This is a genomic window from Photobacterium marinum, from assembly GCF_000331515.1.
Classification (GTDB): Bacteria; Pseudomonadota; Gammaproteobacteria; order Enterobacterales; family Vibrionaceae; genus Photobacterium; species Photobacterium marinum.
The window spans coordinates 272,342-288,892 of record NZ_AMZO01000002.1 but is presented as its reverse complement, the minus strand read 5'-3'; the positions used below and the strand labels follow the sequence as shown (position 1 = coordinate 288,892).

Genomic DNA, 16,551 nt, shown 5'->3' with positions numbered 1-16,551 from the left:
TAATAATGCTCTGGCAGACTGACTTAATACCAAACTGAACAATGCTCTGGGCACAGAGAAAACCGACTCAGAAGTCACTGTTCAATTTGGTATTTTTGCAGACGGATCTACTCCGTCTGCGGAGGGTGTAGGAGGCTTTTTACATTGTTTCTTTAAAGGCTTTTATTGTTTGCAGATGCTGCGAGATCTTTTTAAATTTATGGGTTTGTGTCTCGTCCCAGATGATATCGTAATAATCATCCAAAGCATCCTTTGTGCTGCGATTATCTAACACTTCATCATGAGTTGAAAGTATGCAGAGACAATTCCCGGCATTTTTTTTACGAAAATCTGTTACACATTTTGTCGCAATGTCGAGATATTCCTCAGGCCGGTCAATTTTTCCTTCCATATTGGATTCAGGGTGCAGATTAGGGTTAAAAATAACCTGTTTCAAACCACACAGAAAGCCAATACGCTCTGACCAGTAACCGCCTAATCCCACCCCGCAGATAAGCGGATGAGGATCACTGGATTCAGCCTTCAGTTTATGAACTTCTTTGAGCAGATGCTGCATATCGTGCTTGGGATGCAGGGTACTGTAATTGACGAAACGAACATCAGAATCAATAAACTGCAACTGCATTACTTTTTCATGATTACCAGGGCTTGTTGAGTCAAAGCCATGTAAATAAATGATCATCGGTTTCCCCTATCATTTTTCTTATTCCGTTATGAATTTAATCTAACACGTTTTATAAGGTTTAAAAGGTGAAAACTATGACACTTTAGACAAAATTTATTGTGATTATGCTTACTGGTTAATCAAAACCGCGATGTTTTTCCTTATATCCATAATTTTATTTTCGAAGTGTTGCCGCTGGTCATTATGCATACTGTTATTAATACGCCGCAGTACATCAAACCGCCGATTAAGATAAAAATTCAACTCCGTTTGCACTTCCTCATTTTCGAACCGGACCATGCGTTGTAGCAACTGACTGAGCTTAGCTTCGAAACCGGGTTGGGCTCGCTCTTCCATCAGAACTTTCCAGTCATCCAGGAAATCATGCCAGAAAAAGAAAAATACTGACTCCATCTCAACCTGGTAACCCGCCATCTCCTTCAACAGTTTTTTCTGTTTCGGTGACAATGAACCCAGCCAGAACAATGACATATCTTCGAGTGATTCTGTCCTTTTTTTGACTTTCTGCTTAGTCGTCAGGATCGCGCGCTTCTGCCTGCGATCTTCTATCTCATTGTTAATGGTATTGTTAAGACGATTTATCTGACTGTCATCAAGCTGGAGCAACATCGCAGCAAGAGGCTTTGCCAACAAAGCCACACTCCCCTCACCAACGGCAGTAAAGCGATAGTGATAGTCTTTGACTTGAGTAAAACTAAGCGGCTTATTCATATCTTGCTGCAAATCATCAAGGGCTCGGTGCAACTTGGGCAATTCCTGACGACGATGCACTGTCAATGCCTTTCGCAGCTCATTATCAAAAATCAGTTCCTGACGGGAATCCAGACTGACGAAATCAGACAGGTAGTAAGGGATCCAAAAATCCAGGGTGTTGTAAGCAAGGCGCATAGCGCACCCAACCAAAAGAAGAAGGAAAATGGAAAAAGCAAACAGACGAGCCAGTTTTTGAGGAATGGTTCGAAGCAACATCAGGATCTCCGCACTATACCTGTCGCCGGTCAGACAACTTACTCAATCAACAAGGGTATAAATATTGTAGACCTAAGTCCGACGAGGATATTTCCTCTAATTTACGACTGATAACGGAAAAAAGCTCACTCCGAGAATGTTGCCAGCTTCTTTTGCAACGTCCGGGCCTCATCAAGGTACCCCGGTTCCGGCCATAGGCCAGCTCCGACGTAATACCAGAGCATTGCCAGATAGTCGCACCACGGCAGCCAGTACTGAACAGCCTGTTGCCAGCGTTGTACATCACTATAGCCCTGCCGCTGACAATAAGCAGATATAGCAAAGGAAACATCAAGTTCATTAGCACAGACAGTCAATGCTAAATCAAATGAGGGATCACCAGCTGCGGCATATTCCCAGTCGATCACCCGTTTTATACCATCAGGTTGGCAAACAATGTTGTAGCGTCCCAGGTCATGATGACAACAAGTGCCAGTAAACCAAGAAACCACTTTTTGTTGCTGAAAAGACTGGTGAATCTGCTCAAGCTGAAGCGATTTAAATTTTGATGGGATAAATTGCCAGTAATGTGCAGCCCGACTATTAGCATCAAGCCGCCACTCAGGCACCGGAAGAGAATGAATCTCGGCCTGGATCTGAAGTAAATCATTATCTGTGAGGGCGTTATCTGTCGCCTCATCAACCACAGAACCTTCAACCCACTCAACAAGCAAACCTTGTTCAAGCAAAGCAATAGTACTGGGAGCGACTTGATCATAGTGAAGTTGTTGCAGAATACGATGTTCGTGCTGGCGAGAAATACCGAATGCCTGGCTGGATTTACTGACAGGGCGCCAGACAGCCTTGATGATTCTGCAATTAGCGTTATCTTGAAGTTTGAGCGCCCAGCAGCGGTTGCTTAAGCCTCCACTGAGCGGTTGCGCAGATAATATGCTGAACTGAGGCAAAGATGCCAGCAAAGCAGGATCAAATGTATTCACCGGCACCTCACTTCAGAATAACAACAGCTGATTACCAGCCAAGCAGCTTCTTCGCTTCCTGCTTGCGGATCTCTGTTTCATCAGCCCACTCAATCAGACCGGTTTCCAGATCCATCAGGCGCATTGTCATCTTGTAGTAAACGTCTTTATCGCTACCAGCTTGTTTTACAATGCTCGCCAGGTTACCGTACATCATGTACTCAGCGCCAACCATCTTACCGAACTGAATAGCCGTGCTCTGGTTTACCAGCTCATCGTTGTTCTGGAAGTTCAGTTGCTTACGCACCGCTTCTACACGAGTCATATCAACAAAACGGAACTTACCAGAATTCAGAAGACGAGTACTTACAGAGTCTGTAATTGATTCTGTATCAATATGTTCGCTGGTTTTGTTCTTAATGCTGTCAACAACGATAATTGGTCGGTTACCGTTAGCTGTGATGTAGGCAACAGAGCCGGAAGACAGCATGCTGTCAGTCATCTCTTCAGCTATTTTTTGCAGGTCAGTTGAACCAAATTCAATAGTGGTGGTTTCCGCTTCCTGCGCATCACCGTAGCTCACCTGCTGCGCACAACCACCCAATAATGCGGCTACACCTAATACTGCAATTACGCTTTTTTTCATCTTGTTACCTTTCATTACTATCATCGTAATTTCGTTCAGAACACTAGGCTGAACGCAAACCTATTAATAATCCGCTTCCCGGATGTAGATACGGTATTGTGCTGCCTGCGGCTTTCTTGCCACCGCCTGCAGCATCATGGAGTCTTTACCGTGCAGGACAAACTGACGCCACGGACTATCACTACCTCCAACTTCCAGCCCTTGTGCGTCGTACCAGTAAAAACGGTATTGCAGCTTAAGGTCTGAGTGAACCTTACTGGTCACCGGCACACCGGCCTTAAGTAAACCGTTGACGCGCGATACTATAGCCTTCTCAATATCTAACTGACTTGCCAGCAATGAATTGCCTATCACTACGCTCTGGTTACTGCTTTCAATGCTGATACCAGAAGTCGTCGTTGAACAGGCAGACAGCGTCAGCGCAAACAGCAAAGCAAAAAGTTGTTTCATTATCAGCTTCCTCCCAATAATACCGACCACCAGCTCTGCTGGTTGCCCTGTCGTGAAACCCAAACCATAGTTGTTCTTCCGGCAACAACTTCAACATCCAATTGTCTGCCGTTCCAGCTAACCTGATGAGTCCCGGCGTTCAGGTCTTCATGATACAGGCTGACAGACGACGGAAGCGACTGCCAACTCCGGGTATCCGGTTGTTCTGTCAGAGTATTGAAAACATTCGCCAGCAAGTTACCGACATCATTTCCACCTTTAGCTGCAGATTTTCTGACTTCATTTTTTGCCAGAATGCGCAGTGCCTGACGTACAGCGATGGCAGGCATCGCTTCACTGAGGCTAGTCTTGGCCATGTCATCAACACTCGCCAGCTTGCCACCACGTACCGACTGGTTATCCAGCTTAAGCGGACTTAAAGAGTGAGTCACTGTATTCGGGTAGTATGGCAACGCCATGTTATACATAACCCCATCCCCGCGACTGTCGGTCAGCCACAGAGGCAAACGCCAGCCATCACGGGCCTGAACCACACCCTGCTCATCAAAAATCACTAATCGACCAGTGCTACGAGCAGGCTTTTTGTATTTACCGTAACGTGCCTCAAGCTGACGTCGGTCCTGGTTCATCTGCAAGCTATTTGCAAGACGTAAAACAGTGTTAGCAACATAAGTGTTACCCGGCGATACCGCCAAGGCCCGCTTATAGTCGACATAAGCGTTGTTCAAATCCCCGTCGGCTTCATAAAGCACACCCGACAGGTAAAATAAATATCCGTTCTGTACAGCAGAAAGCTCTTTCCCTGCATCGGGATAGCGTGCCAGTACAGAACCAAGGCTCTGGCTAAGCCCCTTCTCTCTTGCTTCTTCAGCAGCGCGGTTCAACTCGGCTTCACGGTTCTTCTTTGCCATTTCCTGGACCAGGTTGGCCCTACGAACCTCAACCAGCGCACCTTCCAAATCATTTTGCTGAATATAATTGAGAGCAAGATACAGATGAATAAAGCCCAGCTCATAATCAGCAGGCTGATAAGTGATCATATTGTCGTTTGTCAGCAAAGCTCCGGCCTGGTTAAACCCTTCCGATATCTGAATCGTCGCCTGACGCTGCTGCTCTTTTACTGCCAGATCAGCCTGTTGCAAAGCAGTAAAACTTTCCGAATATTGCCCGGCAACAAAATTAACTCTTCCACGCTCCATGCCATCGAGAATATCTCCTGCTGGTGCTTCAGGCAGCGATTCCAGTGCTAGCGTATAATTTCCTTGCTGCAGCGCGCTGTGAGTCTCGGCATTTGCAGCACTGTAGTGGCTGAAAAGGCCCTGAGCCGACAAATTCGCACAGGCTGTCAGAGTTAAGGACAATGCCAGCACAGTGGCACGTTTTAGCATCGTATTAATAACCTAATTTCTAAACAAAAAGTCTGAGTGGCCATGGTTCAGCTCAACGGCTACAAGTTAACTGAAATCACCTGTAACCAGCTGAAAAACACAACTCACTCAGACCCGACCAAACAGCGATAGTTCCCGTCGGGAGAGCAAACCTGTTGGTTTATCCGATTAGCATCGGCCCCAGCGGACGGCCGCCAAGAAGATGCATGTGCAAGTGGTAAACTTCCTGGCCACCATGCGGGTTACAGTTAACAATCAGACGATAACCGTCTTCGGCAATTCCTTCTTTCTCTGCCAGTTTGCGGGCAACAGTAAACAGGCGCCCCATCATTGCTTCATCCTCGGCTTCTACATCATTAACAGTAGGTAGCAGCTTGTTTGGAATGATCAAAATGTGGCTTGGCGCACGAGGATTGATATCGCGAAATGCGGTTACCAGGTCATCCTGGTACAGGATATCTGCAGGAATTTCTTTACGAATAATTTTACTGAAGATAGTTTCTTCTGCCATTTCATGCTCCATTGTGTTCTTGAATCCAGGGTGTATCCCTAAGTCAGGAGTATGCGCCACTCTGAATTACAGAGCAATATTGAACACCGTTTTAAACAACTTTTCCAGTGAAAATTTCATAAGTTAACCTTTTTTTTGATGCGGACGTCAAAGTATGTGCGAATGGAGTTCATTTATTATCAAGCGCTATCACTGAGTGCCGATAACTATAAGCAAGGTGATAAGTGAGTCGAATTTGTCATTTTTTGTTGTACTTTTTATTCGCAAAAAATCATATGCTCACAATTTGTACGAAAGCAAAGAACATAATAATAGCTTCGTATTAATCTACTGCTGTGAGAATGCTGTCGCTCACATCTGGTGTTATTTAGGGATATTATGAAGACAACGAAACAAACCTCAGTTATACGACGAATGTACACTGGGTTTGCGGTGATGGTTTTACTTTTTGCCGCAACAATTTACCTGATGCTGGATGGAACGAGCCGCATCTATCGCCAGCTCGAGACGGTCACTGTCGACGCGCTTCCGCTGGTCTCTTTATCTAACCAAACCAGTGTCCGGCTTCTGGCTGCTGATAAGATCTTCAAAGATTTTCTGACCAGCAAGAACCCGGATCGCATGACTGCCTACGAAGGAAACTTCGGTAAAGCGCACGAAACGTTTAATCAGGCCCTCAACCAACTTGTCGATGCCGCCGAAGGCAATCCAGCCCTAAGTTCAAACCTGAATAAACTCATTGCTTTGGAAGATCGTTACTTTAATGAAGCACGATCGGCAATGAGCAATTACCGCACCCAACTACTAGCCCAGGAAGAACGATTGAAATCTGCCCGCCGATTCCAGCAACTTCACGGAGAGCTGGATATGCGGATGAAAGAGTATGTTGAAGATCAAACCAGCATCTCGATCAAAATGATGGCCAAGAATTACTTTGTCAAATTGCGTCAAACTGAAACGATCACTTCCGACGCACTGGCAACTGATGATATCGCGGTTATCGAAAAAGCGGTCAAAGATAACAAACGCTTTGTAAACCACCTTAATAATGCCTACCGCTCATTGTCTTCAATGATTCCTGAGCTTAAACCGACTTTTGATAAATCCATCGACCAATACACCCGTGATATCGGAAAATCCGGCGGTGTACTTGATGCTCACTTCCGCTATGTCGACTCCCGCAATAAGCTCTATGACAATATTGCCCGCCTGGCGGCAGAAATCGACCAAGCCACCAACCTGCTGGACACTTTCCGAACCCAAGCTAACAATCATATGGATGAAGCCATTGCCAACGCTGACAATGCTTACAGCAGTGGCCTGAGCAATGCCATTCTTATCGGTGTCATCGTTACTCTATTTGCCGTCTTTATCGGTTGGTACCTGGCACAAAGTGTTCGCAAACCCTTGCAGTCAACACTGCTGACACTGGAAGCTCTGACCGATGGCGATATGACCAAACGTAGCGAGCTGAGCCAGTTCAGAGAATTTGATCGGTTAAACCGCCATATCAATACACTGGCAGATAACCTGCAGGAAGTACTGGGTAAGCTGAGCCAGGCTTCAGGCGAACTGACCACAGTAGCGGAAGAAAACCAGTCCACCACATCACAAGCAAAACACCGCCTGAACGAACAACGTCATCAAACTGCGTCCGTTGCCACGGCGATGACAGAGATGGAACAGTCTGTTACTGATGTCTCGCACAGTGCACAAAATACGATGGAGCGGGTAAACGAAGTTGAGCAGGCATCCAATACCGGTCGTGAAGTCATGAGCCGAAATATCAACACGGCGCACCTATTATCCGAACGGCTGGATGAATCTGTCCATGCAGTTTCAAACCTGCAAGAGATGAGCAGTAGCATTGGCTCTATCCTGGATGTGATCCGCAACATTGCCGACCAGACCAACCTACTGGCACTAAACGCAGCTATTGAAGCAGCTCGGGCCGGCGATCAGGGCCGTGGTTTTGCCGTCGTTGCCGATGAAGTACGGATACTGGCCAAGCGAACCACCGACTCCACCGCTGAGATTGAAAGCATGATCCAACGCCTGCAATCCAGCTCCGGACAGGCAGTGACAGTGATTCAGGGTTGCGTCAGCGAAATGGAAAACAGCATTACTCAGGCATCGGATGCCAACAGTGCGATGGAAGAAATCCAGGCTATCATTCTTGAAATCAGCCAGATGAGCTCACAAATCGCTCAGGCAGCAGAAGAACAGCGCAGTACCACTGGGTCTATTGCCCGCAGCCTTGAAGACATCAGCCATATTGCCGATTCCAACTACAGCGCAATGGAAGAAGTTGCCGAAGCCAGCGCTAAGCTCGACACCCTCGCCCACCAGCAGAATGATTTAGTTCTGCGTTTCAAACTGTAATAACAGATAATTCCAATAGCCCCGATCCTTACAGCTCGGGGCTTTTTCATGACTCCCAAGCTTATATTCCTCATATTTATAACTCGCCCAAAGAAAACGGTCTGACAGCAGCAAACGATTGCTCCATTTCACATCAATCAGATACACTGTTTGAAAATCAGCCTTTACTTACGAAAAATATGCTTTTAGAATCGGGCAAATTTTTTGGGAGGGAACACTATGACGACGATTACAATCACACGCCCTGATGACTGGCACTCACATTTGCGTGATGGCGAAGTGTTAAAAGATACGGTTCGCGACATCAGTCAGTATATGGGACGAGCAATCATAATGCCGAACCTGGTTCCACCGGTTACCGATACTGAAGCAGCTCTTTCCTACCGCGATCGTATCCTTGCCGAAAAACCTCAAGGCAATTTCTCTCCTTTAATGACTCTCTACCTCACCGACAACACCTCTCCTGAAGAAATTCGCAAAGCCAAAGCAACCGGACATATCTACGCTGCCAAACTCTACCCTGCCGGTGCCACTACAAACTCTGATTCCGGCGTTACCTCTATAGACAAAATTTTGCCAACCCTGGCAACCATGGAAGAAGTCGGCATGCCTCTGCTGATCCACGGCGAAGTCACCACCCACGATGTAGACATCTTTGACCGTGAAAAAACCTTCCTGGATACAGTGTTGAGCCCAATCGTAGAGAAGATGCCCAACCTGAAAATTGTCGTAGAGCACATCACAACCAAAGAGGCGGTTGAGTTTGTTCGCAATGCCGGACCGAATGTGGCAGCCACCATTACGGCTCACCACCTGCTATTCAACCGCAACCACATGCTGGTAGGCGGCATCCGCCCTCACTTCTACTGTCTGCCAATCCTTAAGCGTAATACGCACCAACAGGCATTAATCGAAGCTGCAACAAGTGGTAGTGCTAAATTCTTCCTGGGTACAGACTCGGCTCCACATGCCCAAGGCCGTAAAGAATCTGCCTGTGGCTGTGCTGGCTCTTACACAGCACATGCCGCTATCGAGCTGTATACAGAAGTTTTCGAGCAAGTCGGCGCACTGGATAAACTGGAAGCTTTTGCCAGCTTCAACGGCCCGGACTTCTACGGCCTGCCGCGTAACACTGACACCATCACTCTAACCAAAGAAAGCTGGACCGTACCGGAAACCATGGCTTTCGGCAGCGACGTCGTTGTGCCAATTCGTGCAGGTGAGCAAATTCAGTGGAAAGTGATTAAATAAGACTGCCTCAGTTTCTTTACTCATTAAAAAAGGGCTCCCGAAATGGGAGCCCTTTTTAGTTGTATATTGCTTGTCAGCCTTAGCTTTCAGCAGGTAACGCTACGGAATGGAACAGGCGATACAACACTGGAACCACAATCAAAGTCAGGACGGTTGCGAAGCCCAGACCGAACATAATGGTTACCGCCATTGGCTTAAAGAACACATCCGGCAGCAGCGGGATCATCCCCAGGATTGTGGTCACCGCCGCCATACACACAGGACGAACACGGCTGACTGCCGCATCAACCACAGCTAGGTACTTGTCCTTACCACTGCTGATTTCAATTTCAATCTGATCCAACAGTACAATACCGTTCTTAACCAACATCCCTGACAGACTGAGGAAACCAAGTAGGGCCATGAAGCCAAACGGAGTATTCAGCAGCAACAGACCTGTTGTCACCCCGATCACCGCTAACGGCACTGTCGCCCAGACAATCAGTGCTTCCTTCACTTTATTGAACAGGAAGATGGTGATCAGGAACATGAACAGGTAACCCATCGGCATAGTCTGGAACAGAGAAGCCTTCGCATCAGCAGAAGATTCATACTCACCGCCCCACTCCAGCGAGTAACCGGGAGGGAAGTCAATCGCTTCAATTTGAGACTGAATTCGTCCCTGTACCGTCGCAGCAGTCTCCTCACCCAACGGGTTTGGATCAGCCATGACAGTCAGCATCCGTTTACGGTTCTTACGTGCAATCAACGGGTCTTCCCACTGAATATTCACGCCCTGAAGTACCTGTTGCAACGGAACATAACCAGCAATTGCCGGACTCCAGATCTTCATGCCTTCCATAGTGGTAACATCTACCCGTTCTTCTTCCGGCAAACGTGCCACAATCGGCATCAGGTTAGTACCGTCACGATACAGTCCCACGGTCAGGCCAGAGAAAGACATCTGCAATAAATCATCCACATCTTTCTTGGTTATACCGTAACGACGAGCCTGGCTCTCATTGAAGATTGGTTCCAGCACTTTGTTTCTTTCACGCCAGTCGTGACGAATATTGAATGCACCGGGATCCGCATTCATGATATCGACAACCTGCTTAGCAAGGCTACGCAGTACAGTCGGATCCGGACCGACCAAACGAGCTTCAATTTTGGCGCCGGATGACGGACCTAGCATGATTTGCTTCAGTTTGTACTCAAGCTCAGGATGCTGCATATCAAGCATCTGGCTGAGATCTGTCATAACCGGTATTACGTCTTCAAACGATTTAACCCGGATAATCAATTCACCATACGAGGAGTAGCTCTTCTCCGGTGAATAGGTCAGCATAAAGCGTTGTGAGCCTTTACCGGCACTAGTGCTGACATAGGTGACATTCTCATTATTGTTGATCGCCCCCTCAAGTTCACTCAGGGTATCATTGGTCGCCCGAATATCCGTACCTTCCGGCAACCAGATATCCACCATAAACATTGGCGTGGTCGAAGCCGGGAAGAACGACTGTTTCAGTTGAGTAAAACCAAACAAGCTGGCTCCCAACATGACAAGCAGCACAATCACTGTCAGCCATGCACGACGCATGCAGAATTCAAGAAATGCCTTATACATGACAAAAAGCTTGCCAGCATAAGGATCTGCGTCGGCATCACTGCCGCCAACTTTGGCTTTCTTGAAGAAAAGATCCGCAAAGAACGGCGTCAATGAAATCGCGGTGAACCAACTCAGCATCAGAGAAACCAGTAGTACTGTAAACAGGGTTCGACAGTATTCACCGGTAGAGTCCTGTGAAAGGCCAATCGGCGCAAAGGCCATTACGGCAATCACAGTTGCGCCAAGCAGGGGCCACTTGGTCTGGGTAACAATGTCAGACGCCGCCTGCATCCGGGTCCGCCCCTTCTGCATCCCTATCAGCACACCTTCGACAACCACAATAGCATTATCCACCAACATGCCGAGGGCTATAACCAGTGCACCGAGCGAGATCCGCTGAAGATCTATCGCCAGCCATTGCATGAAGACGAAAGTACCCAACACGGTCAGTAGCAGAATCAGACCAATCAATACGCCTGAACGCAGACCCATGAAGAACAGCAGCACGATGATAACAATCGCTACCGCCTGCCCCAGGCTGACCACGAAACCACTAACTGATTTATCTACTTCTGTCGGCTGACTGTAAACTGCACCGATATCAATGCCGACCGGCTGTTGCTCTTTCAGCTCAGCTAAGCGGCGGTCAACACGCTTACCGACTTCAACAACGTTGACACCTGATACAAACGAAATACCGACATTCAGCGCACGCTTACCGTTATAGCTAACCAAATTAGACGGAATTTCTTTAAAGCCGCGCTTAATTTCAGCCACATCACGCAGGTAAATCAGGCCTTCGGCACCGCTTTCTGTAATGATCAGATTGCCAAGTTCATCAACATCTTTGAACTCACCTGTCGGATGAACCCGAATGTATTCATTACCGATTCGTACCGCACCGGCACTGGTCACCAAATTCTGGGTTTGCAAGGTGTTGTAGATGGTATCCGGTGAAATCCCCAAGGAGCTCAGGCGCTGCATAGAGATTTCAATAAATACCTGCTCCTGCTGAGTACCGGTTACCGAAACCTTACCGACACCGTCAACCAGTTCCAGTTCACGACGTAGATAGTCAACGTAATCACTCAGCTCCCGGTAGCTGTAACCGTCACCAGTAATTGCCAACAAAACGCCAAACACATCACCGAAATCATCAATAACCTGGGGTTCCTGAACGCCCGGCGACAAACTTGGTTTGAGGTCATTAACCTTACGTCGTAATTCATCCCAAATCTGTGGCAAATCATCCGGACCGTAGTTATTCTTCATGGTCACAGTGATCTGAGACAAACCACGGCTGGAAATGGAATTCACTTCATCCACATAAGACAACTGTTGGATTTCTTTCTCAATCGGATACGTAACTTCTTCTTCCACCTGCAACGGCGTTGCACCGGGATAAGCTGTTACTACCATGGCATCTTTAATCGTAAATGCCGGATCTTCCAGACGCCCCAGACCAAAGAAAGCCATCGTACCGCCGATCAGGAAGATCAGTGTGGTCATCCAGCTGATAACCTTATTCTTTATAAAGTAGGCTGCAATATCCTGTTTCATCTTATTCAGCCTCCTTAGTTACAACTTTCACCGTTTGTCCTTCACGCAGACGGTTTCCGCCTTCAGTCACAATCACTTCCCCTTCTTCAAGGCCGGCGATCAACCTAACACCGTTCGGCACCACTTTATCGGTAATGACTTTGCGCTTAGCTACTGTATTGTCGTTGTTAAGAACCCATACGAATTTATCTTCCATTGACAATGAATCACCATCCTCATTGAACACGGAACCGAATGGAATAACGAGCTCTCCTGAACGGTAAATTCTCAGTTTTTGCGCATCCGCTTTTACCTCAACGGCCATCCCGTCCAGAATGAATTGACGTCTCGGCATTGGCATTGTCAGGGTTACCAGGAATGAACCTAACTCAGGATCAGGCTCGGTTGTGTATTCCTTAAGAAAAGCCCGATATTCAGCACCATCACTGAGAATAATTCTGGCACCCGGTCTGGAATCCTTAATATCAGATGCCGTACTCTGCGAATAGATCATATCCGGGGCCTGAATCAGAATATCGACCATGTCGGTACTATGGATGTTCATGATTCCCTGCCCAACCTGTACATTCTCAAACTGCTCAACCGGAACACGGGAAATGACACCATTAATTGGTGCTTTCAACTCAGTAAACGTCAGTCGCAACTTTGCCAACTTAAGTTCTGCAAGTGCAGTGCGACGCTGGGCTTTCAACTCATCAAACTGTGACTGAGCCAGGAAGCCCTGCTCTACAAGCTTGGCCGAACGGCGGTACTGGCTGTCTGTTACATTGAATTTTGCCTGAGCATCATCAACCTCAAGCTTGTAATCGGTCGGATCCAAGCGAGCAAGTAACTGGCCTTTTTTCACTCTATCGCTGGGGCTTACATAAATATTGGTCACTTCTCCGGGAATACGGAATGATAGGCTCGACTTATCCGCCGCCGCAGCAACGGCAGGAAAGGTCAGTTTAGGCGCACTTTCAGCCATATCAACAGTTGCGACACTAACCGAAGCAACAATCTCCCTCGGCTCAACAGCCTTTTTTTCACAACCCTGAAGACTCAGCAACATCCCCAACAACACCGGGGCTATGTAGAATTTCTTCATCTTATAATCCCCGCTCCTTAACCCATGCCCGGACTTTTTGCCCTTCCTGAAGCTCACCGACTCCGGATGTCGCAATTGAATCCCCGTCATTCAGGCCTTCAACAACACGTCGGTTATCATCCAGAACAACTTTGACTTTATGAACATTACCCTGCTCATCAACACGCCAGACATAAGTATCTTCACCTTCACGAATAATGGCGCGTTCAGGCACACCACCAGAAGTTCCGCGAGGGATAGCGATACGAACCTGTCCGGCCATTCCGGGTAGCAGGTTATAACCTTCCGGACGAGCCATAGACAGAGTCACTTTATAGCTGGATGTTTTAGCGTCGGCTTCGGTATCAATTTCCTTAAACTGAGCATCAAAGCTTTTGTCAGCAATAGTGTCAAAACTGACTATCGGACGAGGATCATATTTGCCCTGATAACGGGCAAGAAGCTGCTCGGGTAACTGGAAAGTAACATTAATCAGTCCTTCACTCTGAATATGCATAACTGGCTCTTTTGCCGCGACATATTCATAATTTTCAACCAAAGAGAGAGAAAGGTTACCGTCATAAGGTGCTAGCAGAGTGGCATACCTTAGGTTGGCTTTCGCTTTATCCAGGGCCGCCTTAGCCTGATTCAGTGCCGCTTTAGACTGGTCATAATCCAGCTCAGAGACCACGTTGGTTTTGCGCAATTCGGTATTTCGCTTGAACTGAACATAAGCCAAAGAATAATTCGCCTGAGCCTGCTCAACCAGTAACTCAAGCTCATCCGTTTTCAGGCTGGCCAGTTTCTGACCCTGTGTCACCCGCTGCCCCGGATTCACATCCACAGTTTCCAATAATCCGGAAACCCTAAATGCCAGTACGGCTTTATCTCCGGCTTCCACTGTCGCCGGAAAAGTACGAAAAGTATCATTATTTCCGACCGATACGGCCTGAAGTTTCACCGGTCTTGAATCCGGTTCCGGTATTGCTTTTTGCTTATCGCCACACCCTGACAGGAGCAAGCCGGCGATTGCCGTGGCTAATAGCGCTCGTCCCATACTAACCCTCAATTTATTATTCATTATGCTTTGGATTTGAAGCGCAAATTCCTCTTTGGCTTACCATCATCACCCGAAAGCAGGATATACCCATAAGGTAATAGTGTAGCCAATAAAATCGCACAAAAATCCAACAAACCACTAAAAAGAAAGAAAAACAAGTCATTGAAATTAAGCGCGCAACAATACCAACTCATCACATTTTTGACGAGAGAACAGATTCAGGTTTCAGATAAAATCAGAAGGGAAAAGCTAAAGAGAGGTAAAAAGATCTAAAAAAGGAGCCTAATGGCTCCTTTTTTAATTATTTCAGGGAGAAAAAACGCTTAAACGTCCATTTCTGCAATTTTGACTTTCCAGGTATCCGGACCGGTCTGATGCGCATTAGTACCTTCCGCATCAACCGCTACTGTTACCGGCATATCTTCAACTTCAAATTCGTAGATAGCTTCCATACCCAGATCTTCAAATGCTGCCACACGCGCTTTCTTAATCGCCTTAGCAACCAGGTAAGCCGCACCACCGACAGCCATCAGATAAACGGCTTTGTGATTCTTGATTGACTCAATCGCTGCTGGACCACGTTCTGCTTTACCGATCATGCCCATCAGGCCAGCTTTATCCAGCATCATGTCGGTAAACTTATCCATACGGGTAGATGTAGTCGGGCCAGCAGGGCCAACCACCTCGTCACGTACCGCATCAACCGGGCCTACGTAGTAAATAAAGCGGTTTTTGAAATCAACAGGGAAATCTTCGCCTTTGGCAAGCATATCCTGAATACGCTTGTGTGCCGCATCACGACCAGTCAGGATTTTACCTGACAGCAGCAAAGTCTCGCCTGATTTCCACTGCTGAACGTCTTCTTTGGTTACTTCGTCAACATTTACACGACGTACGCTGTCACCGACTTCCCAAGTCACTTCAGGCCAGTCTTCCAGCTTAGGTGGAGTCAGTTCAGCAGGGCCATTACCGTCAAGAGTGAAGTGAACGTGACGGGTAGCAGCACAGTTTGGAATCAAACAAACCGGTTTGGATGCTGCGTGAGTCGGCGCAGTCTTGATTTTAACATCCAGAACAGTGGTCATACCGCCAAGGCCCTGAGCACCGATACCCAGCTTGTTTACACGGTTATAAATATCCAGACGCAGCTCTTCTTCAGCATTCTGAGCACCACGTTCCTGAAGCTCATGGATATCAACATGCTCCATCAGAGATTCTTTTGCCAGTACAGCCGCTTTTTCAGCTGTGCCGCCGATACCAATACCCAGCATACCCGGTGGACACCAGCCCGCGCCCATCAGAGGAACCGTCTTCTCAACCCATTCAGCCACATCGTCAGACGGGTTCAGCATCACCATCTTGGTTTTGTTCTCAGAACCACCACCCTTGGCTGCCACCTGAACTTCCACCTTATCGCCCGGTACCATTTCCACATGGACAACAGCAGGCGCATTGTCGCGAGTGTTCTTACGGCTACCTGCAGGGTCAGCAACAACAGATGCACGCAGCGGGTTATCCGGATTGGTGTATGCCTGGCGTACACCTTCATCAATCATTTCCTGTACAGTCAGATCACTGTCCCACTGCACATTCATACCAATCTTAACGAAACAGGTAACAATACCGGTATCCTGGCAGATTGGACGATGGCCTTCAGCTGACATGCGAGAGTTAATCAGGATTTGGGCGATGGCATCTTTCGCCGCTTTGCTCTGCTCTTTGTCATAGGCTTTTTTAAGGGCCTGGACAAAATCCAGCGGATGGTAATAAGAAATGTACTGTAGCGCGTCTGCAACACTACTTATGACATCTTGTTTGCGGATGACGGTCATAATTGCCCTCGTTGATTATTATCATTCCATGGCGCCCGTATTTTTTGCTTCCAAAAAGAACGTAATTCACATTTACTGTTAACTGCAGGTAGGGAACTATTCGCAGAATAAATGTAATTACACGGCCATGTTCCAAATGGCAGGTGTCCTCAGCGAACTATTGCTACTAAGCCGGAGCCAGCCGTCAATAAAGCACATCGGATC

Annotated in this window: 13 protein-coding genes; 2 read left to right on the top strand and 11 right to left on the bottom strand. The window is 47.4% G+C overall.

What is annotated here, in order from left to right:
- Positions 1 to 139 precede the first annotated feature (139 nt).
- From ycfP to hinT, 7 genes are all read right to left on the bottom strand, one after another.
- Positions 140 to 682: an alpha/beta hydrolase YcfP gene (ycfP, locus tag C942_RS02645; protein WP_007462111.1), complete on the bottom strand. Its 543-nt coding sequence runs from the start codon at positions 680 to 682 to the stop codon at positions 140 to 142.
- A gap of 111 nt (positions 683 to 793) precedes the next feature.
- Complete coding sequence (locus tag C942_RS02640) at positions 794 to 1,654, bottom strand: DUF6279 family lipoprotein (protein ID WP_007462110.1); 861 nt, start codon at positions 1,652 to 1,654, stop codon at positions 794 to 796.
- Positions 1,655 to 1,779: 125 nt separating this feature from the next.
- Complete coding sequence (locus tag C942_RS02635; RefSeq protein ID WP_007462109.1) at positions 1,780 to 2,634, bottom strand: phosphotransferase; 855 nt, start codon at positions 2,632 to 2,634, stop codon at positions 1,780 to 1,782.
- Positions 2,635 to 2,665: 31 nt separating this feature from the next.
- Entirely contained in the window at positions 2,666 to 3,259 is a 594-nt protein-coding gene (gene lpoB / locus C942_RS02630) for a penicillin-binding protein activator LpoB (protein WP_036798405.1), read from the bottom strand.
- Positions 3,260 to 3,322: 63 nt separating this feature from the next.
- Positions 3,323 to 3,709: a YcfL family protein gene (locus tag C942_RS02625; protein WP_007462107.1), complete on the bottom strand. Its 387-nt coding sequence runs from the start codon at positions 3,707 to 3,709 to the stop codon at positions 3,323 to 3,325.
- 2 nt (positions 3,710 to 3,711) lie between these two features.
- On the bottom strand, positions 3,712 to 5,097 hold the full coding sequence (locus tag C942_RS02620; protein WP_007462106.1) for a COG3014 family protein: 1,386 nt from the start codon (positions 5,095 to 5,097) through the stop codon (positions 3,712 to 3,714).
- Positions 5,098 to 5,257: 160 nt separating this feature from the next.
- Positions 5,258 to 5,608 (bottom strand): purine nucleoside phosphoramidase, encoded by a 351-nt coding sequence (gene hinT, locus C942_RS02615; RefSeq protein ID WP_036798496.1) that lies wholly within the window; start codon positions 5,606 to 5,608, stop codon positions 5,258 to 5,260.
- A gap of 378 nt (positions 5,609 to 5,986) precedes the next feature.
- Here hinT and C942_RS02610 point away from each other — a divergent pair, with 378 nt between their 5' ends.
- Both C942_RS02610 and pyrC read left to right on the top strand, forming a co-directional pair.
- Entirely contained in the window at positions 5,987 to 7,990 is a 2,004-nt protein-coding gene (locus tag C942_RS02610) for a methyl-accepting chemotaxis protein (RefSeq protein WP_036798402.1), read from the top strand.
- A 219-nt stretch (positions 7,991 to 8,209) separates the two neighbouring features.
- A complete protein-coding gene (gene pyrC, locus C942_RS02605; protein ID WP_007462100.1) occupies positions 8,210 to 9,241 on the top strand; it encodes a dihydroorotase in 1,032 nt (343 codons plus the stop codon).
- 79 nt (positions 9,242 to 9,320) lie between these two features.
- Here pyrC and C942_RS02600 read toward each other — a convergent pair whose 3' ends face one another.
- From C942_RS02600 to C942_RS02585, 4 genes are all read right to left on the bottom strand, one after another.
- Positions 9,321 to 12,389, bottom strand: a complete 3,069-nt coding sequence (locus tag C942_RS02600) for an efflux RND transporter permease subunit (RefSeq protein WP_007462098.1) — start codon at positions 12,387 to 12,389, stop codon at positions 9,321 to 9,323.
- Position 12,390: 1 nt separating this feature from the next.
- Positions 12,391 to 13,476, bottom strand: coding sequence for an efflux RND transporter periplasmic adaptor subunit (locus C942_RS02595; RefSeq protein WP_007462096.1), 1,086 nt, complete (start codon positions 13,474 to 13,476; stop codon positions 12,391 to 12,393).
- 1 nt (position 13,477) lies between these two features.
- Positions 13,478 to 14,512 (bottom strand): efflux RND transporter periplasmic adaptor subunit, encoded by a 1,035-nt coding sequence (locus C942_RS02590; protein WP_007462095.1) that lies wholly within the window; start codon positions 14,510 to 14,512, stop codon positions 13,478 to 13,480.
- 326 nt (positions 14,513 to 14,838) lie between these two features.
- A complete protein-coding gene (locus tag C942_RS02585; protein ID WP_007462093.1) occupies positions 14,839 to 16,347 on the bottom strand; it encodes a fumarate hydratase in 1,509 nt (502 codons plus the stop codon).
- Between the last annotated feature and the right edge of the window lie 204 nt (positions 16,348 to 16,551).